The 21,645-nt window shown below is 44.3% G+C and carries 19 protein-coding genes and 1 tRNA gene; 9 read left to right on the top strand and 11 right to left on the bottom strand.

The annotated features are described in order from the left end of the window. Positions 1-481: 481 nt before the first annotated feature. The 3 genes from EX191_RS17935 to EX191_RS17925 all read right to left on the bottom strand — a co-directional run bounded on the left by EX191_RS17935 (position 482) and on the right by EX191_RS17925 (position 1,885). The gene (locus EX191_RS17935; protein WP_005393681.1) at positions 482-715 is read right to left on the bottom strand and encodes a hypothetical protein; all 234 of its coding nucleotides are present in this window, start codon (positions 713-715) and stop codon (positions 482-484) included. A gap of 87 nt (positions 716-802) precedes the next feature. Continuing rightward, positions 803-1,357, bottom strand: a complete 555-nt coding sequence (locus EX191_RS17930) for a sugar O-acetyltransferase (RefSeq protein ID WP_005393677.1) — start codon at positions 1,355-1,357, stop codon at positions 803-805. 129 nt (positions 1,358-1,486) lie between these two features. Then, a complete protein-coding gene (locus EX191_RS17925; RefSeq protein WP_005393675.1) occupies positions 1,487-1,885 on the bottom strand; it encodes an OsmC family protein in 399 nt (132 codons plus the stop codon). A 203-nt stretch (positions 1,886-2,088) separates the two neighbouring features. On the opposite strand from EX191_RS17925, the gene msrB reads away from it, so the two are divergent. Both msrB and EX191_RS17915 read left to right on the top strand, forming a co-directional pair. Next, entirely contained in the window at positions 2,089-3,231 is a 1,143-nt protein-coding gene (msrB, locus tag EX191_RS17920) for a peptide-methionine (R)-S-oxide reductase MsrB (protein ID WP_193448189.1), read from the top strand. 51 nt (positions 3,232-3,282) lie between these two features. Continuing rightward, the gene (locus tag EX191_RS17915; protein WP_074189751.1) at positions 3,283-3,429 is read left to right on the top strand and encodes a DUF2256 domain-containing protein; all 147 of its coding nucleotides are present in this window, start codon (positions 3,283-3,285) and stop codon (positions 3,427-3,429) included. 71 nt (positions 3,430-3,500) lie between these two features. Here EX191_RS17915 and EX191_RS17910 read toward each other — a convergent pair whose 3' ends face one another. The 3 genes from EX191_RS17910 to EX191_RS17900 are packed head-to-tail and all read right to left on the bottom strand — an operon-like array spanning position 3,501 to position 7,090. Then, positions 3,501-4,208, bottom strand: a complete 708-nt coding sequence (locus EX191_RS17910) for an SDR family oxidoreductase (protein WP_193448188.1) — start codon at positions 4,206-4,208, stop codon at positions 3,501-3,503. Next, on the bottom strand, positions 4,208-5,752 hold the full coding sequence (locus EX191_RS17905; RefSeq protein WP_193448187.1) for a cryptochrome/photolyase family protein: 1,545 nt from the start codon (positions 5,750-5,752) through the stop codon (positions 4,208-4,210). The genes EX191_RS17910 and EX191_RS17905 overlap by 1 nt, the downstream gene beginning before the upstream one ends. A gap of 3 nt (positions 5,753-5,755) precedes the next feature. Continuing rightward, positions 5,756-7,090, bottom strand: a complete 1,335-nt coding sequence (locus EX191_RS17900; RefSeq protein ID WP_193448186.1) for a DASH family cryptochrome — start codon at positions 7,088-7,090, stop codon at positions 5,756-5,758. Between the two features lie 366 nt (positions 7,091-7,456). Between EX191_RS17900 and gefA the strand changes: the two genes are divergently transcribed. Beyond that, positions 7,457-8,470, top strand: a complete 1,014-nt coding sequence (gefA, locus tag EX191_RS17895) for a diguanylate cyclase GefA (RefSeq protein ID WP_005393654.1) — start codon at positions 7,457-7,459, stop codon at positions 8,468-8,470. Between the two features lie 104 nt (positions 8,471-8,574). Here gefA and EX191_RS17890 read toward each other — a convergent pair whose 3' ends face one another. Then, on the bottom strand, positions 8,575-9,153 hold the full coding sequence (locus EX191_RS17890) for an aldolase/citrate lyase/malate synthase family protein (RefSeq protein WP_005393653.1): 579 nt from the start codon (positions 9,151-9,153) through the stop codon (positions 8,575-8,577). 175 nt (positions 9,154-9,328) lie between these two features. Here EX191_RS17890 and EX191_RS17885 point away from each other — a divergent pair, with 175 nt between their 5' ends. Further along, on the top strand, positions 9,329-10,885 hold the full coding sequence (locus EX191_RS17885; protein WP_080955914.1) for a DUF3612 domain-containing protein: 1,557 nt from the start codon (positions 9,329-9,331) through the stop codon (positions 10,883-10,885). Between the two features lie 388 nt (positions 10,886-11,273). Here the strand turns inward: EX191_RS17885 and EX191_RS17880 are convergent, their stop codons facing one another. Next, entirely contained in the window at positions 11,274-12,629 is a 1,356-nt protein-coding gene (locus tag EX191_RS17880; protein WP_193448185.1) for a diguanylate cyclase, read from the bottom strand. A 131-nt stretch (positions 12,630-12,760) separates the two neighbouring features. On the opposite strand from EX191_RS17880, the gene EX191_RS17875 reads away from it, so the two are divergent. Both EX191_RS17875 and EX191_RS17870 read left to right on the top strand, forming a co-directional pair. Beyond that, positions 12,761-13,366, top strand: a complete 606-nt coding sequence (locus EX191_RS17875) for an alpha-ketoglutarate-dependent dioxygenase AlkB family protein (RefSeq protein ID WP_193448191.1) — start codon at positions 12,761-12,763, stop codon at positions 13,364-13,366. 69 nt (positions 13,367-13,435) lie between these two features. Continuing rightward, positions 13,436-14,524: a DUF3541 domain-containing protein gene (locus EX191_RS17870; protein ID WP_193448184.1), complete on the top strand. Its 1,089-nt coding sequence runs from the start codon at positions 13,436-13,438 to the stop codon at positions 14,522-14,524. 54 nt (positions 14,525-14,578) lie between these two features. Here the strand turns inward: EX191_RS17870 and EX191_RS17865 are convergent, their stop codons facing one another. Further along, a complete protein-coding gene (locus tag EX191_RS17865) occupies positions 14,579-15,787 on the bottom strand; it encodes a NupC/NupG family nucleoside CNT transporter (RefSeq protein WP_005393641.1) in 1,209 nt (402 codons plus the stop codon). 562 nt (positions 15,788-16,349) lie between these two features. Here EX191_RS17865 and EX191_RS17860 point away from each other — a divergent pair. Both EX191_RS17860 and EX191_RS17855 read left to right on the top strand, forming a co-directional pair. Next, a tRNA-Leu gene (locus EX191_RS17860) sits at positions 16,350-16,433 on the top strand. A gap of 32 nt (positions 16,434-16,465) precedes the next feature. Next, the gene (locus EX191_RS17855) at positions 16,466-17,077 is read left to right on the top strand and encodes a DUF2913 family protein (protein ID WP_005393639.1); all 612 of its coding nucleotides are present in this window, start codon (positions 16,466-16,468) and stop codon (positions 17,075-17,077) included. Positions 17,078-17,151: 74 nt separating this feature from the next. Here the strand turns inward: EX191_RS17855 and EX191_RS17850 are convergent, their stop codons facing one another. Further along, on the bottom strand, positions 17,152-18,552 hold the full coding sequence (locus EX191_RS17850; protein ID WP_193448183.1) for a tryptophanase: 1,401 nt from the start codon (positions 18,550-18,552) through the stop codon (positions 17,152-17,154). A gap of 298 nt (positions 18,553-18,850) precedes the next feature. Then, positions 18,851-20,095, bottom strand: coding sequence for an NADH:ubiquinone reductase (Na(+)-transporting) subunit B (locus EX191_RS17845; RefSeq protein ID WP_193448182.1), 1,245 nt, complete (start codon positions 20,093-20,095; stop codon positions 18,851-18,853). Positions 20,096-20,255: 160 nt separating this feature from the next. On the opposite strand from EX191_RS17845, the gene EX191_RS17840 reads away from it, so the two are divergent. After that, on the top strand, positions 20,256-21,644 hold the full coding sequence (locus EX191_RS17840) for a cytochrome ubiquinol oxidase subunit I (protein ID WP_193448181.1): 1,389 nt from the start codon (positions 20,256-20,258) through the stop codon (positions 21,642-21,644). Position 21,645 lies beyond the last annotated feature (1 nt).

Here is a 21,645-nt window from a genome sequence, read left to right as displayed (position 1 = left end):
TTATTCAACCCTTGACAAGTTTGAATAGAAAATCAAACTTTCAGTCAATCTAAAATCAACAAAACATTCACCAAGTGAATACTCAAAAGATAAGTCAAAACTAAATAGCACATACGGTCAGCATATTTGTGAATTACTATTCATTAAATATTTTTTTATGAATTAAACAATAACGTGACCGGATTCACACAATTGCACTGCATGCAACATAAAGCAAACGAAATTTAAGTGTTTACGGACCCAAAACGTGTCGATAGAACAGAGATTAAACATCGAGCTGAAACACGTATTTCCCACCGAAATTTATTATACATAGCAGTGAGTTACCTGTACCCAAGCGGTTAAAATGCGTACTGATGTGACTCACTTTTGAGAGAGGAACATGAGAAGAGCAAAAGCACTAAAAGAGGATAATGCGATTTGAATAACCAGTGCTTCAAACCGCACTTATGAACTTATGCAGAGAAAGAAAGACTATCAGTTACTGTTGAATGGTTTTATGACCACAGTTTTCGCAGATCAAGTGACGTTCAAATTCATCCATAGAAGCAAGGAAGGCGCCGAATACTACGCTTTTGAGAAAGCCAGCAATGAACTCTTTCTTGTTGCGATTTTTATCGCCTTCAAAGCCACTTTTCTTTCTGACTAACACCACTACATGATGCGTTTCTACCCCACATGTAGGGCACATGAGGACTTCTGTCTTGTTCGACATCTTAGACTCCTTGGCGAATTATCCCTTTCTGATGGCATGATTCTCTTATGCCTGTAAAGCGAGTCATCATACCATCACTATCGATTCTTACTCTTCTTCGTTGAGACGACGAATCAACTTAGCTGGTGTGCCTCCATATAGACAATCTGGCGGCACATCATGGTTAACGACTGAATTCGCCGCAATGACTGAGCGAGCACCTATCGTTACACCTTGGTTAATGACGGAGTTACCACCAATCCACACATCATCTTCAATCGTGATAGGTTTACAAAACGTCTCCCAACGTCGGCGACTTCGGTAATCAACAGAATGAGAAGCGGTATACAATTGCACGCTTGGACCGATTAGCACGTGGTTCCCGATGGTAATTTTAGCGCCATCAAGCATGACCACATTCATGTTGATAAAGGTTTCTTCGCCAATTTCGATGGTTTTACCGAACTCGCAATGGAAAGGTGCTTGAACAATGCAAAGACCCGCTTTGCCAAACAGCTGTTTTTGTAATTCGTCGCGCTGACTTTCGTCGGTATTGTTATTGAGCGCTCTAAGTGCTTGAAGGGCATGACTTCTAATTGCGTCAATTTCTTTGTCCATGCCATCAAAGATTTGACCAGACATCATTTTTTCGAGTTCTGTCACTGGGAGACTCCTAAAACCTGCGATTACTACTTTCAGATTAATCACACGGTACGTGAATTGCGGAATAAAAAAAGAGAAAAGCCTGCACTTTTCTCTTTCCTGTTTTTATATTTTGTGGAGTCTGTCGACTTACACGATTTCCCAGCTGTGGGTCATCTCAACACCTTCACCTAGCATTAAGCAAACCGAGCAGTATTTTTCTAGCGAGTCAGCCGCCACTTTTGCTACGACTTCTGGGTCAAGCTCGTCACCTGAAACTTCAAAGTGGATATTCACTTGCGTAAAGATACGTGGTGCGGTTTCACGACGCTCTGTGGTTAGCTTGGCATTAACAGACAAGACCTTTTGTCCTGCCGTTTTCAAACCGTCGACAACATCGACAGAGCTACAGCCACCAGCGGCCATTAGTACCATTTCCATTGGGCTTGGTGCCGTTGCACCGCCATTGCCATCCATCACTACGGAGTGACCCGACTGAGATTGCCCAAGGAATTTAAAATCTTCTACCCATTTAACTTCTGCTTGCATGATTTACCTCATTTAGCATCGCTCGTTGAAGACATCGTTGCCCTATCAAGCGGTGTATTTCGTGTCGATACTTTAGCTTTCTCGCATAAAAGGGCAACGGAATTTTCAACATTGCTGTAATTTTTTCGCTCGGTTGCCTTTCTCTATACGTAACACTTTTTATTTCAGTCACACTTTCTACGGAAAACAACGTTGAGGTAGCTATGAAGAATATATCTAAGTTATTGGTCGGATTCTCTTTCGCACTTCCTGTCTTGTTTCTACTTTTGAGTAAAACAGGCACCGCCGATACGATGGATAAGATGAAGGCTTCAGAGAATGCAGAAATCGCCACACTAGCTGGCGGCTGTTTCTGGTGTACAGAATCGGATTTGGAACAGTTGACTGGCGTAGTCGATGTCGTATCAGGCTATTCTGGTGGTCATGTTGAAAACCCAACTTATCGCCAAGTTTCATCAGGTAAATCCGGTCACATAGAAGTGATCGAAGTTAAGTACGATCCTAAAGTGGTTAGTTACGAGCAAGTGTTGGACTACTTTTTCCGTCATATCGATCCTACTGACGATAAAGGCTCTTTTGTCGACCGTGGCCCACAGTATCGCCCTGCTATTTTCTATCATAACGCTGAGCAAAAGCAGATCGCAGAACAGTTTATAATGGAAATCGACAAGGCGATGATCTATCCAAAACCGTTGAAAACAGAATTGATCGAGTTTGAAAAGTTTTATCCCGCAGAAGAGTATCACCAAGACTACTACAAAAAGAGCAGCTTAAAGTATAAGTATTACCGCTATGCGTCTGGTCGAGATAAATACTTGGATGAAGTATTTGGTGATGATCGTAAAGAGACCCCAAAAACGCTTCGTCAGTTGATCGAAGAAAAAAAGTTGCTATCAAAAGTGAAAGAGTACAGTAAGCCTGCTAAGTCCGAGATCAAATCAAACTTAACGGAGTTGCAATACTACGTAACACAAGAAGAAGGCACCGAACGTCCGTTCGACAACGAATATTGGGACAACAAAGAAGCGGGGATTTACGTTGATATTGTAACTGGTGAGCCGTTGTTTTCTTCTACCGATAAATACAAATCGGGGACGGGTTGGCCAAGTTTCACTAAGCCAATCAACCCAGGTTACATCGTTGAAAAAACCGATTACAAGCTGATTTATCCAAGAACGGAAGTTCGCAGTAAGTTTGGTGATTCTCACCTTGGTCATGTTTTTAAAGACGGTCCGAAGCCAACAGGATTACGCTACTGCATGAACTCTGCGGCAATGAAATTTGTACCTGTAAGTGAAATGAAAACGCAGGGGTATGAAGAGTATCTGTATCTCTTTGAGAAATAGTTCGTATTCATTCAACTTCAAGGGCATACGATGGCGAATGGGGAGGACCAGATGAAAGGTTTTAAAACACAATTACCAACCAAAATCTGCTCTGTTTGCCATCGCCCATTTTCTTGGAGAAAGAAATGGGCAAGAAATTGGGACGAAGTCGTTTACTGTTCTGAGCGCTGCCGAAGAAACAAATCAGTCAAAAGTTAGAACCACAAAAACTTTATGTCGCACTGCTAGCCTTATTTTCCAAGGTAACGTGGCTCAGACCAAGCAGCGCTTCACCAAGGTAACAAGGCACCATCATAAGCCCAAAATGCCCCGCTATCCTGCGGGGTTGCTTTGTCAATCAATCCCCATAAGTCTCGCGCGACACGCTCTGGGCTAAACAGCTTTCCTTCAGGTACATTCGCTTGAAAAGGTGCCGACAAAGCCGTATCTGTTGTGCCTGGGTGAAGAGCGAGTACAGTCCCGTGTTTGACCATTCTCCGCCATTCAATCGACATGGTTTTGAGGAACATATTTAACGCGGCTTTCGATGCACGATAGCTGTACCAACCGCCTAAGTGATTATCACTAATACTGCCAACTTTGGCCGAAATGGTCGCAAACTTGGGGTTGGTACTGCGTTTTAACTTGGGCGTGAAGTATTTCGCCAACAGTAAACTCGGCAAAGTATTAACCATGATGGTTTGCTGAAAAAAGTCTGCGTCGAGCGAGCTAAGATTTTTCTCAGGACCTTTATCTTGGGTGTGCAACATACCAACGCAGTTCACCAACCAATCAACATGTTCAATTTGTTCACTGAACGCTGTCACCTGCTCGTCCTGCGATACATCCACTTGATGCCAAGCTACATTTGGGTGTTGCCAGTCTGGTTGATGCTTATGATAAGTGGCATGCACGCGAGCTTGAGGAAAGCGAACTAGCGCTTGTTGAACCATCGCCAATCCAATGCCGCCATTTCCACCAACGATCAGTATGTCCATTACAAGCTCTCCAAGTTTTCCATATAGTGCTCAGCGGTATCTAATATCGCTTGGCGTTGCTGCTCTTCCATATTGTCCCAAGATCGGAAAATCATCCCTATACGTGGATTCGTTGCTAAGCGTTTGTCGTGTTTATTCATAAAGCGCCAATATAAGCTGTTGAACGGACATGAACCTTCACCACTGCGTGCTTTGTTATCGTAGTGACATCCTTTACAGTAATCGCTCATTTTGTTGATGTAAGAGCCACTCGCCGCATACGGTTTGGTGCCAACAATCCCACCATCTGCAAACAGTGCCATACCGCGCGTATTGGGCATTTCTACCCATTCAATCGCATCAACGTAGATACCGAGATACCATTCATCCACTTGGTCTGGGTCGATCTCGGTTAATAAACAAAAGTTACCGGTTACCATCAAGCGCTGAATGTGGTGCGCGTAAGCGTAATCAAGAGACTGGCCAATCGCGTTTCGCATACAGGACATTTTGGTTTCGCCGTTCCAGAAGAAGTCTGGCAGCTTTCTACTCGCTTCCAGTTCATTCTTTTTCGGGTAATGAGGCATGTTCGCCCAATAAACGCCTCTGATGTACTCTCGCCATCCCAAGATCTGACGAATAAAACCTTCTACCTGAGAAATGTCTATGTCGGCATTGGCATGAAATGCCTTTAGTGAAGCGTCAATCACCTCTCGCGGATTCAGCAGCTTGCTGTTCAGCGAGAACGAAATCCGGCTGTGATACAAGCTCCATTTAGTATCGTGCTGACCTGTCATGGCGTCTTGAAAACGACCAAACAGTGGCAAACAGACCTGACAAAAATGCGCGAGTAAAGACAAGCTTTGAGAGCGATTTACTGGCCAAAGTAAATCACCATTTAATTTACCTATGGTTTGAATGTTGTGCCGACCTAAGCGCTCGACAATATCACTGACGTCATGACTAAACATTAATGGCTTTGGCAGCTGTTCAATGTCTTTTGCTTTAAGTTTATTTCGGTTATTGGCGTCGTAGTTCCACTTTCCACCAATAGGCTTACCGTCTTGCATCAAAATGTTGAAACGCTTACGCATACGGCGATAAAAGTGCTCCATCATGATGTGTTTACCTTGGGGAAACTGCGATTCTATTTCCTCAAACGGTAACAAAAAGTGTTCCGAATCGACGCTGCGCATCACGACCCCATCAAGCTTTAGTTTGGCTAACTGCTCTAGTAAACGGTATTCGTCGGGGCGTTGATATTCAAACTTACTTGCACCAACTTCACTCACGTAGTGTTGTAAGACTTGCGCAAGATCCTCGAAAGATTGTGTGTCATCCAACGTAAGGTGTAAAACTTGATGCCCTTCTTCCTGCAGCTCGTTAGCAAAATTCGCCATCGCAGAGAAAAAAGCACACACCTTTTGAATGTGATGCGTAACGTAAGTATTTTCTTGTTTCAACTCAGCGACAAGGTAAAGCACCGAGTCGTCTACACGTTGAAACCACGAATGCTCGCTATTAAGTTGGTCACCAAGAATGAGCCGAACCGTCTCGTAATGCATTGGTTATCTCCCGCTCTCTTTTTTTGGCGCAATCGGCCAATCCACCATATCGACACTATCAAGATGTACGTCTACGCATCTCCCCTGCCATTTGTCGATAAATGAAAAATCTGGGTCATAAGTTTGTGTCTGCTTTTCTAGATTAAACTGACGTGAGCCACGTGGGTCAGCGCCAACACCAGCCAAATACTGCCAGTTGCCCCAATTAGAGCCGACATCGTAATCAATCAGCTGAGTTTCAAAATAAGCAGCACCATAACGCCAGTCGAGTCCAAGTTCATGAACCAGACAGCTCGCGACCAATTGGCGCCCTCGATTAGACATATAACCCGTTTTATTAAGCTGATGCATACATGCGTTGACTATTGGAAAAGGTGTCTCGCCTTTCTTCCACTGTTTGAAGCGTTGCGCATAAAAACTGGTCAGTGGTGGCTGGTTGGCGATACCGCCAAATCGAAACAACTTCTGTTGATACTTTCTCGCGTACCAATAAAAGTATTCCCGCCACAACAACTCGAAATAGATCCAATAGGTTGAATCATTTGCTCCGTTCTTCCGCTCATATTGTTTGAGCATGGCATAAATGATTGTAGGAGAGACGCAACCATGAGCTAACCAAGGTGAAAATTTAGTTGAATACTCCACCCCATCAAGCCCATTGCGCGTCTGTTTATATTCACTCGCTAAACTTGAAGCAAAATAGCGTCGACAATGTTCAAGACCGCTCAGTTCTCCGCCATCAAATGCTGGTTTGGTGTCAAAGTAATATGTCGTGGCGGTAGGAAAATTCATACCTGAAGGTTCTGGCGGTAAAGCATGAACGCTCTCGTAAGGTTGAGAGAGGTCTAAACCTTCGACCTGCTTTCTAAATTTCGTGAAGGTCGCAGGCAGTTGCCTTAATTCAAATGGCAACTGTTCTTCGCACAACAAAGTGCGGATCGCTTGCTGTTTGATGTTCACATGGGGAGTGCCTTCAATTGCACGCTCTAGAGCCTGTTGCTCATCCGAACCAGCAAACGCATCAGCATAAATATGAGTGATACCGAAATGACTGATGGCATATTTGATCGCTTGATAGGGCGTCAGTTCAACCGTCCATAATCGTTGCCCCAATTTAGCTAAAGATTGATTAAGTTCATTAAGCGATGCCTCGAGAAACTGCAATTTCGCACGCCCTAAAGAGGTCTCCTGCGCAAAATGCTGCAAGTAAGGTGTCACCGAGGGGCGACAATACAAACAAATTAACTCATCCATTTCTGCACAAGCGTCTATCAACAGCGGGTTGTCGTGCAAACGCAGGTCATTAGTGAACCAATACAGTCCTATTTTCTTATCCAAGTCGCACCCTCTTTTTGTAAACTCGTTTTTTGTAAACTCGGAGTCCCGCGTTCTTGTTGCAAATAGCCTAAGCGCTAAGTCTTTTATTCCACTCGTTGTTGTACGGGCAATAGAGCTTTACGATCATTAGGTTACTGACAATCTCACTAAACCAATTGGCTGGTCATCTTAGAGCCCTTAACACCAAAACATCGTTTGCACATGTTTCATACTAAGATTTTATAAAATTAAAATTTGGCGATATTGATAACGGTCTTAATCACTCATTTTTTATATAAACCATGCAAAAATGATAAAAATTAAAGCGATATTGGTTAATATCCGTTAATCTAAGTCCAATTCCATTTTGCTAGTACCATCGCAGAAATGACCGACGAGTTTAAAAAATCGACCGCTAATTTGAAAAAAGCGGTCCCACTAATGATCAAAAATCATGTTGCTGCCACGCCAGCCAACTATGCGCTTTGGTATACCTACGTTGACAAGACCATTCCTGAACTCAACTTTGAGTTGGATACGGTGTTAGAAAACTACGGTATCTGCCCGCCTGCAACCAATAAACAGCTTTATAACAACTATGTTGCCAGTAAAGCAGAAACTAGCCTTGAAGATCTTAGAACCAATGTAGAAGTTCTGCTGCATGAAGTGTCCAGCTCGATGAGCGATACACTTTCAGATACTTCTTCCTTTTCTGAAATGGTAGACAAAAGTTTTAATAAGCTAGAAAAAGTTGAAGACAACAGCTTAAGTATTGAAGAAGTGATGGTGGTGATTCGTCAACTTGTCGCAGAGTCACACGAAATTCGTCACTCGACAAAGTTTTTGAATAGCCAATTAACTAATGCGAGTGAAGAAATTTCTCGCCTCAAAAATCAGCTGGCTGAAGTACAGCAAGACGCATTATTTGATGGTTTATCCAACCTTTACAACCGTCGAGCTTTTGATAAAGATCTGTCTTCGCTTATCGCATCAAATCAAGCAATGACCTTGATCATGCTTGATATCGACCATTTCAAGTCATTTAACGACAATTACGGCCACCTTTTCGGCGATACGGTGCTAAAAGCCATTGCCCGTCGACTACAACAAAGCTGTCGAGATGGAATATGCGCGTATCGTTTTGGTGGTGAAGAGTTCGCTTTAATTGTGCCCAATAAGTCTCTGCGAATTGCTCGCCAATATGCAGACACACTACGCCGCATGATAGAAAAACTGCGCATCAGAGATAAGCGTTCTGGTACACAAGTTCACAGCATTACTGCTTCTTTTGGGGTAGCAGAATATGAGGTGGGTGATACACCTGAAGCTCTGGTCAATAAAGCCGATAAGCAACTTTATGAGGCAAAACAACTCGGTCGTAACCGCGTGATGCCCATTTAAATCAATTTGTTATGTAAGCTTGGTTAATAGGACCGACTTTTTCGAAATAGAATAAAAAACCCGCACTATTGAGTGCGGGGTCTATTTATCTGGCGCTTCACATCTTAATCGACACTGTAGCAGTAGCTTAGAATATAGTCGTCACCGTTTTTCGCAGTGTATTCTTTATCTTCACTACATGCCATCGGCTTACCTTTTTTGTCGCCTTTGATTAGGCTGATCCAGTGGCGCATCGCCGTCGGCGCATTACCCGTTAGTTCAGGATTAAACGTAGTGCGTGTTTCCAGTTGAATGTCATCAATATCCATCAACTCCACACAACCGGTGCCTTTATGACAGCCAAATAGCACTTCTACGTGGTTACCTGAATCGTCTTTAAACAAGATCGATTTTGGATCTTCTTTCTCACCCGTATACGCCACAAAGTGTTTTGGGCTTTTCAGGCCGCTGTGTGTGCCGTCTTTGAAGTAAGCCAATACATGGCGGTAATCAATTACGTAACTTGATACATCTTGGTGCGACCCGTTCTCCAATGGGAACATGCGGTCTAGTAGTTGCTTCGCTTTTACTTGCTTCTCGCTCTGCTGCTCAGCACTTACCGCTTCGACGGCAAATACAGCTTCAGCGATAAATGGGCGTTGTTGTTGTTGCATCTCTTTTTTATCGAAGTTCAGCATATTCATCGTCATATCCTCGCACTTAAAAAACTCGTCCTAGAGTAAAAACTTAATTCCTTCGTTTAAGTTTCAGGCAATTCTGTGAAGTTGATGGTTAATTTCCTTGCCTGCTTATTATGTAGACTAGCGAAATATTGACTACAATTTCACAACAAAAATTTTACAATGTGAATTTTACAAAATGTCTGTGTCAAAAAGCCTTATTCGTCAGTCCCATTTTCTAGGTACGAAAATTCGCAACCTAAGGAAAAACAACCATTTAACTATGGAGGATTTATCTGCACGCTGTGTAAGGATCAATCCTGAGTACGCACCGTCGGTATCTTACCTTTCGATGATAGAGCGCGGAAAACGCGTTCCGAGTATTGATATGCTCGAAGTAATCGCGGAAGTTTTTCAAAAAGATCCTGCGTGGTTTTTAGATGATGAACCGGAATTAGAAGCCATTACACCCAACAAAGGGAATCGTGGCGGTATCAACGGTATGGCATTGGAGCCGAGCTTTTTGTTCTCCAATGATATTCTCCAAATCGCGATTCCAGAGATGTTGTCTCAAACAGGTATTACTGGACGTCAATTCGCCCACTTGTTGATCCGTGCGCACCAAGAGAACCATCAAAACCATTTTCCTGATTTAGAACGCGCAGCCGAAGAGGTCGGCTTGAAACGCCTGAATCTATCGGTAGAAGATCTGATAGATATTGCGAAAAGCATGGGGTTGGATATTCGCTGGGTAGACCGAGCACCACAGGATGTGATTGATGAACTGGGCGTCAGCGCCAAACAGTTGATTACGTCTTTTATGGAGCCACCTGGTACCATTTATCTCAATAAACGAATGCGTGACTACCCAACCCGATTGAAATATGACTTGGCGGTATACATCGGTCATCGCGTGCTCCATAGCAGTGATGCAATGAATAACGTTTTGTCTATTGGGCATCAAAACAACTGGGAGCAAATGGACAGCCCAGTTTCCAACTCTGAGCTCAACTCGCAAGATATCCTACAAGCTTGGCGCGATTTTGAGTCCAGCTTTTTTGCTGGTGCCCTGCTTTGCCCCAAAGTACCATTCCGTCAGTTGCTTGATCGTTCCGGTTATGAAATTGATGTTCACAAAAAGGCTGGCGTTTCTCCTTCCGTTGCGATGCGTCGTATGACCGTGGTTTCTCCGTACCCTCATTGGCACTACTTTGATGCCTATGGTCCGGGCAAGTTGAAAGCGGTATATCGTGGAAATGGCATCCCGCTTCCTTGGGGCAATATGCGCAAAGTGAACGATCCTTGCCAACACTGGGCTGTATTTAGGCGTCTAGCCCAACCTTTGGATACCAGTTCAGCGCAAATTTCGATTTTGAATGTGGGCGACGAGCCACGTATTTACTGTTGTGAATCAGTCAACGTATTTGACCCTGCGGGGAACAACCGAGTGTTGTGCGCGGGGATAGATTTAAACCCTGCGATTTCTGCACAAGGTGGTGATGCGGTTTCTATTGCGGAAGAGCTGAAGTCACTTTGTGTCGCTTCCGGCGGAAGTAGTGTCATTCCTCCCCACATCAAAAAAGACTTAACAACCATCGCTAAGATATTAAACATCAATTGGATAGAACGAGGTATTCAAACCCAAGCTAGGCTAATCTGCTCAAGAGGGGCCGTTTGTCCAAGGCAGCCTAGTTGTTACAGTAAGTGCGGAGAAGCCGATGAGACAGGTGACGACGTGAATATTATTGGTCTCTAGAAAGAAAAAACGCCAATCACAATAATCGTGATTGGCGGTATATACTTGTGAACAATGTGTATTCACTAACAACGTCAGTTGGCTAGGTGACCCTCGGCTTAATAAGGGTCACTCTAGATAAAGCACGATGCGTGCCAACTTTAAAAAGGCCGTTTTTTAATAGATCCAGATGCATATCGTTGCTTTATTAACCATAAATTTCGCAAACTGCATTTGCAAAATGCAACAACATGCAAATATGCCACTTCATGCACTACTAATAATGACTCTCTCAGCAAAGAGTCTATTAACATGTAAAGTCATATATTCTTATACCCAAAAGATGGTGAGATTTCGGATTCTTAACCTTACCACTGCTCCAAAGCCCTGATTGAAACTGGGCTCAGGTTCATCCGCCATGTTTTTGTTGATACATTCTCTCATCGGCTATTTTCATCATTTGCTCTGGAGATGACATGTCCGGATCAAATATCGCGTACCCAATGCTGGTTCTCAGGTAAATGAGCGCTTCATCGTAAATCACGGGCGTCGAACATAAAGCTAACCTGAGCTTTTGTAGCAGAGACTGAACATTTTCTTCCGTCCCAGGGTTATGAACGACAACTAAAAACTCATCCCCTCCCATTCGGGCCACAATATCTGATTTGCGCAGAGAGCTTTTCACTCTTTCAGCCGTAGCGACTAAGACCTTGTCCCCTGCGTCATGACCATAGGTATCGTTAATATGTTTAAACCTATCCAGATCTATATTGATTAAGGCGAAGCTGTAACGCTTTTTGTAACGTTTCGCTATTTCAAACTGCTGCTTGTAAAACTTCATAAAATAGCGACGGTTTGGTAAGTGCGTCAGTTCATCATGCAGTGCTCTATCATCCGCAATGGTGTATAAGCGATAAATCGCAATAAGCGCGAGGCTCAGTGCAAAAACAATGGGATAACCGATAAGCCTTGCTAAATAAAGCTGATGCCAAGGAATTTGACGGTCGAGTTTGTCTCCGGAGAAAACCACCATACTCCATCCACCATAAGGAAAATGAACCATTTCTTTCGCGTATGGCGTTTTGGTTTCACTCAGTGCGCCAAAGAAAACGTCACCAAAAGCACCGCCACTGTCGTAACCACGAATCATCAAAGGGTAGCGATAAGAGAAATCGATCACGCCAGTTTCTCGCATCAGAGCATCAAAATTAATCACCGCACTGATCACACCCCAATAATCCTGGTTCAACGGTGGATCAAGAAAAACCGGAACCCGCACGATCAAGCCTTTGCCGCCTTGAATCAAGTTGACAGGCCCTGCTATAAATATTTCTTGTATATCCTTAGCTTTTTGCACCTGTACCCACTGCTGTGGCACCGTTCGGTAATCGAGGCCGATTAAACGCTCATTACCTTGGCGGGGAAATATATGACTGATAACATCATTCTTCGCAATGCCAATGATCGTAATATGTTTGCTTTTGCTCAGGATGCGGTGAGCCGCAATGTTCAATTCGTCTTCTTGGTTTTTAGGCAGTAAAGTAATGAGTGTCGCCAAGGTACTGGCTTTATAGATATCCGCCATAAGTACCGCTTCCAAATTGGAACGGAGGGTGGAAAGTTGTTCTTTGGCCTCAACTTGAACTCGCTCTTGGTGAAGCTCTTGCTGATTTCGATGCAACAGCTCAATAACCCCAACGCATAAAGCGAAAAAACAGAGGAAGAACAATGCAAAATAGCATCGCTTTCTGGGTAAATAACGCATTTTCTCCCCACAACTCGTATATCGTTACGAGATTTTTATTTATTGTTAAAATTCTTATTATCACAAGAATAACCAATCCCAATCGGAAAGGTAACAGTGATTAAAATTTTTTATGTTTTAGGTATGAGATGATGCATCAACAAGGCGATTTATTTGGCGGTACTCAGTGGCAAGAAGTAGAAAGGGGTAAACTCTATTACGATCCTTACTTTCTTAGCCATCTAGAAGCGGATCACTACTTTGACCAACTTCTGGAAATACTGCCATGGCATCAAGAGCGCATTACCATGTTCGGCAAGTCAGTACTTCAACCTCGTTTACAAGCGTGGCACGGTGATGCAGCATATACTTACTCAGGCTTAACCATGCAGCCTCACCCTTGGACTCCTGAGTTAACTCAGCTCAAAGTGCGCTGTGAGTCGATTGCGGATGTAGCCTTCAACTCTGTACTTGCCAACCTATACCGACACGGCCAAGATTCGATGGGCTGGCACCAAGACAATGAACCAGAGCTAGGTAGAAACCCGGTTATCGCCTCTTTGAATTTAGGTGAAACACGTCGATTTTTGCTCAGAAATTTACATTGTAAAACTGAGATTGAATATGAGCTTTCTCACGGCTCCTTACTGGTTATGGCTGGCGAGCTCCAACATCACTGGAAACACTGTGTACCAAAAACCGCGAAAACCAAAGCTGAACGTATCAATCTGACTTTTAGACAGATTTTTAACTATTGACTCAGCTTTTACATTCTTAATTAATATTGATGGTAGGTTTAGATTCAGGACTTCATAGGGAATGGATTTATGCGTATCAAACCTCTTAGCTTAGCGGTCTTACTCTCTTGCTCACTTACCTTTGCTGTTCAGGCATCACAGGAAGAGATACCGCTCCTAGATAATGCTCAATCAGCACAGTTGATTCGTAATACCTACGAGCAGGAACTGTTCACTTTACCTGCGTTTAAAGAGGGGCACTTTGGCTTACGCATGTACCGCCAGACATTAGATGAGAAATATCACGCTGCCGTTTGGACCGACATGGCACAAGTAGCTAGCCGATTAAACCGATTTGCTAATGAAGTCGTTGAACCTGAAGATATTATTCTTTATTCATCACAAAGATTGACCGCGTATCAAGAGAAAGAAAGTGAGCGAGGGCAACGACGCTATACCGTCACTAAACACCATCCTGAATATCTTTATCTTGGCGTGGATTTGCTTGGCGCAATGGCAAGAGCAAACGAATATGGTCTGAAACATAAGCAAGACAAAACGCTGAGAAAGATCCTGAGGCGCTACGATTTCTCGCGTTACGTTACGGACAAAGAAATGATAGAGGCGTGGGCAGCTCAGCTCGCAAACCAAGTCTACTGGCTTCGCCAGCTTGGTGAGCAAGATGTGGTCGAGGAATTTACTCAAACCTTTCGCAATACCTACCCCGACGATAAAGATAAGATGCTTTCAGCTCAGCAGTATTGGAACAAACTCTATGGTATGACGCACATCATCTTTGCCGACTCACAGTACTATCAAGAACGAGTAAGCGAAAAGAAACACCAATGGATTTATGATTACTTTCGCAACAACATCGACACAATCCTGCTAAGAGCCAAAGAAGACGTGATTGCAGAAGTCGGCATTTCGTTTTTATTAGCAGGCTTGGATCACGATCCGGTCGTCGAGAAAACCCGCCAAGCCATTCGTCACGCAATCAACGCTGAAAAAGGGATGATTCCATCGGTCGATGGGAGTTTTGATCTCAAGTACGGCGAGCACCGTAATGTCCTAGCCATCATGCTGCTCGATTGGAAAGGGGTACATAAAGCGCCAACTTATCAAGAGCACCCTGACGCTTTTAAATCAATACCCTACGGCTTAATACCTAAGCCTTAGAAATAATAAAACCCGCCATTTAGGCGGGTTTTTAGTGTGCATCTTCAATCTAAATTAGAGCGAGATGAAAATGCCCGCTAAACACGCACTCATCAGGTTAGCGAGTGTGCCAGCAGCAACCGCTTTTAGGCCTAAACTTGCTACATCTTTGCGGCGCTCAGGTGCCATCACGCCGATAGAACCCAGCTGAATCGCAATTGAGCCAATGTTTGCAAAGCCACACAACGCAAAAGTGATGATGACTTGAGTATGCTCAGACAGCGTCGCTTTGTGCTGTACAAAATCGATAAACGCGACAAATTCGTTCATCACAACTTTCTGACCAATGTATGAACCCGCAGCAAGGATTTCGTGGCTTGGCACACCAATCAACCACGCTAGAGGTGCAAACAAGTAACCAAAAATCGCTTGTAGCGTCACACCAGAGAAACCAAGTATGTCACCTAAGTTTTCTAGTCCCGTGTTCACCATCGCGATAACACTAACAAAAGCGATAAGCATGGTACCAACAGCAACGGCCACTTTCATACCGCCCATAGCACCGCTTGCTAGCGCATCAATAACGTTGCTTTCTTCTGATTTATCTAGCTCAATATCGTTGTAATCGCTTGGCGTTTGGCGTTCAGGAACAATGATTTTTGCCATCATCAAACTACCTGGAGCTGCCATAAAGCTTGCCGCAATCAAGTATTTTAGGTCAACACCTAAACCGGCATAACCACCAAGCACACTGCCCGCCACTGAAGCCATACCACCAGCCATCACAGCAAACAGTTCAGAGCGAGTCATGTTCGAAAGAAATGGACGAATAAGAAGTGGGGACTCGCCTTGAGATAAGAAAATGTTACCTGTTGCAACCAGAGACTCTGCTTTACTCGTACCCAAGAACTTCTGGATAGCGCCGCCAATAAATTGAATCACTTTTTGCATGATGCCCAAGTAGTAAAGGGCGGAGATAAGAGCACTGAAGAAGATGATGATAGGAAGGACACGAATAGCGAAGATAAAGCCAGAAGAAGCGAGGTCACCAAAGAGGAATTTAATCCCCTCATCAGCAAAGCTGAGTAGCCCCGCTACACCATTACTTAAACTCGCCAGCGCCGCCTGACCTAACGGGAAATAAAGCACTAAGGCAGCAAATCCCATTTGTAGCATCAAGGCGCGAGATACGGTTTTCCAATTAATGGAAGAACGGCCCTCAGAAAGTAGGAAAGCACAACCTAGCAGTGCAACAATACCAAATAGACTAAATAGAACACTCATAAGCTGGACCTACTGAACGTTGAAAAAGAAAAAAGAGCCAAAGGAATTGGCAGAAGAAAGGGACAACGCAGCGAGTGATAACTCGCCTTCAGATCCAGAATGTAGACAGAACGAATAGTTCGACATCTTATTTTTACCTTATACAAGCAATTGAACGTAGCTGGTCCGGTCCGTGGGGTCATTCACTGCTGGCGAGCGTATTGCTTGGCCTGCTCCATGTGACGGCTTGTATGGGTAAGGGTCCTGAACAACTAAACCCTAATTCCCGCTTAAACGGGACGCAAGTATAGCCAACAAAAAGAGATATTCATCACATTTATTTACGCAAACGTTCAAGCGTTCAAAATTTAGGCAAAAACGTTCTTTTGTCGTCATACTGTTAATAAAAGTAAGGGTATAAGGACAGACTTTGATGGTAAAAAACGCAAAAGTGACCAATAAATACGCAATCAAACTCGAAAGATCCAAAATTCGTCATTTTGCTCTCGCCAACAGATGGATTTTGGTTATACAATTTGCGGTGCTTCTTTTCGAGGCCTCTGAGTATTCAGAGCATCATGATGCCGAGATGGTGAAATTGGTAGACACGCTAGCATGAGGTGCTAGTGCCTTTGGTGTGAGGGTTCGAGTCCCTCTCTCGGCACCATTATCCTTCTTCCCTAATTTTGTTCGAGTGTAATGCAAAGTTCTAAGCAGGCAAGACAGTCTACAGATGCTAACCAACTTCTGAGTGAGCTTGCGGTTCACGCTTTATTGCACCTGCACTTTAAAATTCACGCGTCCTCAGATGGTCTCTCCCTTAAAGAGCGTAACGACTTACTGCAGAAATGGCTGAAGCCAAAACTGAAGAGTAATCGCTATAAGCTGATTAAAAAGCCGTTAAAGTCTTTGACTCAACAGGCAAAAGGTGAGAACGGAAATCTGGAAGCGTTACTCGAACGTTGCGTGGGTGCAGATAAACCAAGTAACCCTCAACCTGATCTAGATAGCTACTTGCTGTTGATTAACGAGATTGAGAAGAAGTTGGGGACTACCGTATTATTATCTCGACCGGAAGACGTCGACTTATCTCACGACCAACACGGCTGTTTGCTGTGTGTGCTTTCTGAGAACTTAAATCAGCACTTCGATGATAATAACGCCCTAATCGCTCCTATTTCGATGCTGTTCCGCGGACCAATGAGTCAACGCTCACTTTTCCTTGGCAGCATTTACGCCAGTGGTACATTCAATTATGAAGTGCAGTATCAAGACGACCAGTTCGTTCGTATTACATTAGAGTTGGCGTAAGTGTAACGCTAAGAAACAAATCGAAAAAGGCCGCGAAACTCGCGGCTTTTTGCTTTTCTATATTCAAACCTTAATTAATCGATTTCTTTAAACCGAGCAGTAAAGTGGCGCAGCACTGGTGGTTCATACTCAAAAGTGAGCCCTTTTAACTCATGTGCACGATTTTTCAGTTCGATAATCGCATCCGCAATGTAATCCATATGATCGTTTGTGTAGACACGACGTGGAATGGTCAAACGCATTAATTCTAACTCTGACGCTTTTTGTTTACCTGTTTCAGGGTCACGACCAAGCAGCAGCGATCCTATCTCTACTGCTCGAATGCCCGCTTCCAAGTACAAGGCATTACACAATACCTGCGCAGGGAACTGATCCGTTGGAAGATGTGGCAAAATCTTAGCGGCATCCACAAACACTGCGTGACCACCCGTTGGGTATTGAATTGGAATACCGCCTTCACGTAAGCGCTCACCTAAGTATTGAACTTGGCTAATTCTATAGTGAAGAAAATCCTCATCCGCGGCTTCATACAAACCGCGAGCGAGCGCTTCCATATCACGCCCAGCCATACCGCCGTATGTTACAAATCCTTCCATAGGTACGCAGCGCGTCTGCACCGCCTGGAACAACTCCTTATGGTCACGAATACAACACATGCCACCAATGTTTACCATCGGGTCTTTCTTAGCTGACATGGTGAGCATATCGCCGTATTGATACATCTCGCGAATGATTTCCCGAATTGTTTTACCTTCGTACCCTTCTTCACGCTGCTTGATAAAGTAGGCGTTCTCACAGTAACGAGCCGAGTCAATCACCACGGGAATATCGTACTTGGTTGCAATCTCGTACACGCTGCGCATGTTTTCCATCGATACAGGCTGACCACCGGAGCTATTACAAGTAATGGTGGTGATAATCGCACAAATGTTATGTGAACCGTGCGCTTCAATTGTTGCCACCAGCTTATCGATATCAAAGTTGCCCTTCCAATCATAAGGCGTAGTGGTGTCGAATGCTTCTTCCGTTACCACGTTAATCGCTTTACCGCCATTGAGCTCGATGTGACCCGCGGTGGTATCAAAATGGTAGTTCGAGATAAATACTGGCGTTTCACCACCACGAACCTGACGCATACGCTCAATCAAAGCTGGGAACAAAATTTGCTCGGCACCACGCCCTTGGTGCGCAGGCACGGTGAGCTTGTAACCAAAGAAGTGCTCGACTGCATCACACAGGTTGTAGTAATTTCGGCTACCCGCATAAGATTCATCCCCCATCATGATGCCAGCCCACTGATTATCACTCATGGCACCAGTGCCAGAGTCAGTCAGCAAATCGATATAAACATCATCACTACGAAGAAGAAATGGGTTATAACCCGCTTCTTTTAACGCGACTTCACGGTCTGCCAAAGTGGTCATTTTGATTGGCTCAACCATTTTGATACGGAAAGGTTCTGGAATACGTTTCATTGTTAATTTCCTTATACGCATTGCCCTACGCGCTATCACGTAAGACTAAAAAACAAATAGATAAAATGCTTTTCAATGCGGTTGCATTGAGGAAATCAACGAGAAGAGATTTTACTAAGAAGAGATAAGCAGTAGTCTAGGTTGTACCAGAACGACAGCACCAAACGGCTATCGAGAATATCCTTTATTCTCATCGTCTTCGTCCACCTGATAAAAATAAAAAGCCAGAAACCCCATGTTTCTGACCTTTTCAATATAGTGCAGTTTTCAATCAACTTTCAGTGAAGTCACCCTCATTTTAAGAAGATCTCGCCCTTTTCATTCTGCGTTTGATATTACTTTCTTTGACTAAATAATCGAAAAGTGGCGCGAATAAGTTAGCAAATAGAATCGCTAACATGATGCCTTCTGGATAAGCTGGGTTCAGCACTCGGATAAAAATCGTCATCACACCGATTAATAGTCCGTATGCCCATTTACCGCCATTGGTAAAAGCCGCCGAGACGGGATCTGTCGCCATAAAGAAGGTACCAAACGCGACCCCACCAATCACGAAGTGCCAGTAAAACGGCATGTAGAACATTGGGTTAGAGTCCGAACCGATCGCATTCAATAATAATGAAGCCGCCACTAAACCAACCAACACGCCTGCAACGATTCGCCACGACGCTATCTTCATAAAGATAAGAATAAAGCCTGTTAATGCAATCAACAGCGTGGAGACTTCACCCATCGAGCCTGGCAAATTACCAACAAGAGCATCTCCCCATGAAATTGGCTGTCCCGTCATACTATTTATCAAGGCACTTTGTCCACCTTCATACCATTGGCTCAGCGGTGTAGCGCCAGAGTAACCATCTGCCGCAACCCAAACAGCCCCGCCAGACATGTTAGCGGGATAAGCGAAGTACAAGAAGGCTCGCCCTGCTAGTGCCGGGTTTAAGAAGTTTCGCCCCGTACCACCGAAAATCTCCTTCGCCACAACAATACCGAAAGTGATACCTAAAGCCGCTTGCCACAGTGGAATTGTCGGAGGAAGGATCAGCGCGAATAGTATAGAGCTGACAAAAAAGCCTTCGTTCACCTCATGCTTTCGAACAATAGCAAACAGAACTTCCCAGAAACCACCAACGATAAACACCGTCGCATAAACCGGGAGAAAGTAAGTAGCACCAAGCCACATTTTACTTGCCCACCCCGCCTGTGAAACCGCATCTAACGAGCCCCATACCCAACTCAGTTTCCACGAAGAAGCCAGCGCTTGATGAGCTGAGGCTTGATCCATTCCATACAACAAAGCATCGCTGGACTGCTGACCTATGTTGTACATACCCCAGAACATGGCAGGGAAGACCGCCAGCCACACCATGATCATAATACGTTTTAAATCGATGCTATCTCGAACGTGAGTCATGCCTTGGTTTACCTTACCAGGCGTGTAAAAAATGGTTTCGACAGCTTCGAACAATGGGTAGAACTTGTGATACTTCCCACCTGGACCAAACTTAGGCGTCGCTTTCTCAAAGTAATGTTTAAGGCTCATAACGCTCCTCCTTTATCTAAAAGATGGTACGCACATGTGTAAAAAGCGATCGTTTTTTAATCTCTTCGTCTTCCTTCTTCGTATTTCACCTTGTTCGCCACTCTTCTGTCTCCTCTTTAAATCCGGCGAACAGTTTTATTCAACGAAAAAGGGACCGCTCATGGACACACTCGCCATTGACCTAGCTAGATTCCAATTTGCCTTTACTGTCTCTTTCCACATTATTTTTCCAGCTTTTACGATTGGTTTGGCAAGTTATCTCGCTGTATTAGAGGGCTTGTACTTAAAAACGGGCAACAAACAGTACATGCAAATCTATAAGTACTGGCTCAAAATCTTTGCCATCAGTTTTGGTATGGGTGTGGTGAGTGGCATCGTGTTGAGCTATCAATTCGGTACTAACTGGAGCGTGTTTGCCGACAAAACAGGCCCAATCCTAGGCCCGCTAATGGGTTATGAAGTTTTTACTGCGTTTTTCCTCGAAGCTGGTTTTTTAGGCGTGATGCTTTTCGGTATGGATAAGGTGGGTAAGAAGCTTCACTTCGCCGCGACTTGTATTGTTGCATTCGGGACGTTTTTGTCTGCGTTTTGGATACTTTCGGTTAATAGTTGGATGCAAACACCAGCAGGCTACAGCATCAACGAAGCCGGACAGTTTGTCCCAGAAGACTGGTGGGCGATTGTCTTCAACCCTTCCTTCCCTTACCGGCTCGTTCATATGTTGCTCGCCGCTTACCTTACTACTGCTTTTGTTGTAGCCGGCGTTGCCGCTTATCACTTGCTAAAAGCAAACCATAACCCTCTAGCCAGAATTATGTTCTCGATGGCAATGTGGATGGCTGCCATCGTGACACCTATTCAAATCGTTGCTGGAGACATGCATGGATTAAACACCCTTGAACATCAACCCGCCAAAGTCGCCGCGATGGAAGGGCACTATGAGTCTCACCAAGGCGCGCCATTGATCCTCTTCGGTATCCCTAACGATGAAGAAAAACGTATGGAATACGCACTGGAAATCCCCAAACTCGGTAGTTTGATCTTAACTCATGACCTCAACGGTGAAGTGAAGGGATTAGATGCTTTTCAAGAGGAGGAACACCCTCCTGTATCTATCGTTTTCTGGTCTTTCCGAGTAATGGTCGCGCTTGGTTTTGGCATGCTTGTTATTGGTTTGTGGAGCCTTTGGCTAAGAAAACGTCGCAAACTTTTTGATTCAAGGGCACTTCAACGTATTTGTGTCCTGTTTGCCCCAGCGGGGTTCATTGCAGTTTTAGCAGGCTGGATAACCACCGAAGTCGGTCGCCAGCCTTACACCGTATACGGTCTTTTAACCACAGCCAATTCGGCATCGCCTATTGATGCCGCCGCGGTGAGCGTATCCCTGACGGCGTTCATCGTGGTTTACTTTGTGGTTTTTGGAGCAGGCTTCTTCTATCTACTGCGTTTGATGCGCAAATCTCCAACTCGTTATGAAGAAGGCTTAGACAGCCGACTTCCTGATGGCACGAAAACCGATGCCATCACACATTCTAACCATCTAACCTAGG

The organism is Vibrio chemaguriensis (assembly GCF_012275705.1).
Classification (GTDB): Bacteria; Pseudomonadota; Gammaproteobacteria; order Enterobacterales; family Vibrionaceae; genus Vibrio; species Vibrio diabolicus.
The sequence above is the reverse complement of the archived record's forward strand: the minus strand, read 5'-3'. Positions and strand labels throughout refer to the sequence as shown.

Bases quoted from the DNA above. Each gene is read 5' to 3' on its own strand.
- EX191_RS17890 (WP_005393653.1), bottom strand. From the start codon at position 9,153: ATGAATATGCTGAACTTCGATAAAAAAGAGATGCAACAACAACAACGC.
- EX191_RS17870 (WP_193448184.1), top strand. From the start codon at position 13,436: ATGCGTATCAAACCTCTTAGCTTAGCGGTCTTACTCTCTTGCTCACTT.
- EX191_RS17905 (WP_193448187.1), bottom strand. From the start codon at position 5,752: ATGCATTACGAGACGGTTCGGCTCATTCTTGGTGACCAACTTAATAGC.
- gefA (WP_005393654.1), top strand. From the start codon at position 7,457: ATGACCGACGAGTTTAAAAAATCGACCGCTAATTTGAAAAAAGCGGTC.
- EX191_RS17865 (WP_005393641.1), bottom strand. From the start codon at position 15,787: ATGAGTGTTCTATTTAGTCTATTTGGTATTGTTGCACTGCTAGGTTGT.
- EX191_RS17885 (WP_080955914.1), top strand. From the start codon at position 9,329: ATGTCTGTGTCAAAAAGCCTTATTCGTCAGTCCCATTTTCTAGGTACG.
- EX191_RS17845 (WP_193448182.1), bottom strand. From the start codon at position 20,095: ATGAGCCTTAAACATTACTTTGAGAAAGCGACGCCTAAGTTTGGTCCA.
- EX191_RS17880 (WP_193448185.1), bottom strand. From the start codon at position 12,629: ATGCGTTATTTACCCAGAAAGCGATGCTATTTTGCATTGTTCTTCCTC.
- EX191_RS17840 (WP_193448181.1), top strand. From the start codon at position 20,256: ATGGACACACTCGCCATTGACCTAGCTAGATTCCAATTTGCCTTTACT.
- msrB (WP_193448189.1), top strand. From the start codon at position 2,089: ATGAAGAATATATCTAAGTTATTGGTCGGATTCTCTTTCGCACTTCCT.
- EX191_RS17935 (WP_005393681.1), bottom strand. From the start codon at position 715: ATGTCGAACAAGACAGAAGTCCTCATGTGCCCTACATGTGGGGTAGAA.
- EX191_RS17855 (WP_005393639.1), top strand. From the start codon at position 16,466: ATGCAAAGTTCTAAGCAGGCAAGACAGTCTACAGATGCTAACCAACTT.
- EX191_RS17850 (WP_193448183.1), bottom strand. From the start codon at position 18,552: ATGAAACGTATTCCAGAACCTTTCCGTATCAAAATGGTTGAGCCAATC.
- EX191_RS17915 (WP_074189751.1), top strand. From the start codon at position 3,283: ATGAAAGGTTTTAAAACACAATTACCAACCAAAATCTGCTCTGTTTGC.
- EX191_RS17925 (WP_005393675.1), bottom strand. From the start codon at position 1,885: ATGCAAGCAGAAGTTAAATGGGTAGAAGATTTTAAATTCCTTGGGCAA.
- EX191_RS17910 (WP_193448188.1), bottom strand. From the start codon at position 4,208: ATGGACATACTGATCGTTGGTGGAAATGGCGGCATTGGATTGGCGATG.
- EX191_RS17875 (WP_193448191.1), top strand. From the start codon at position 12,761: ATGCATCAACAAGGCGATTTATTTGGCGGTACTCAGTGGCAAGAAGTA.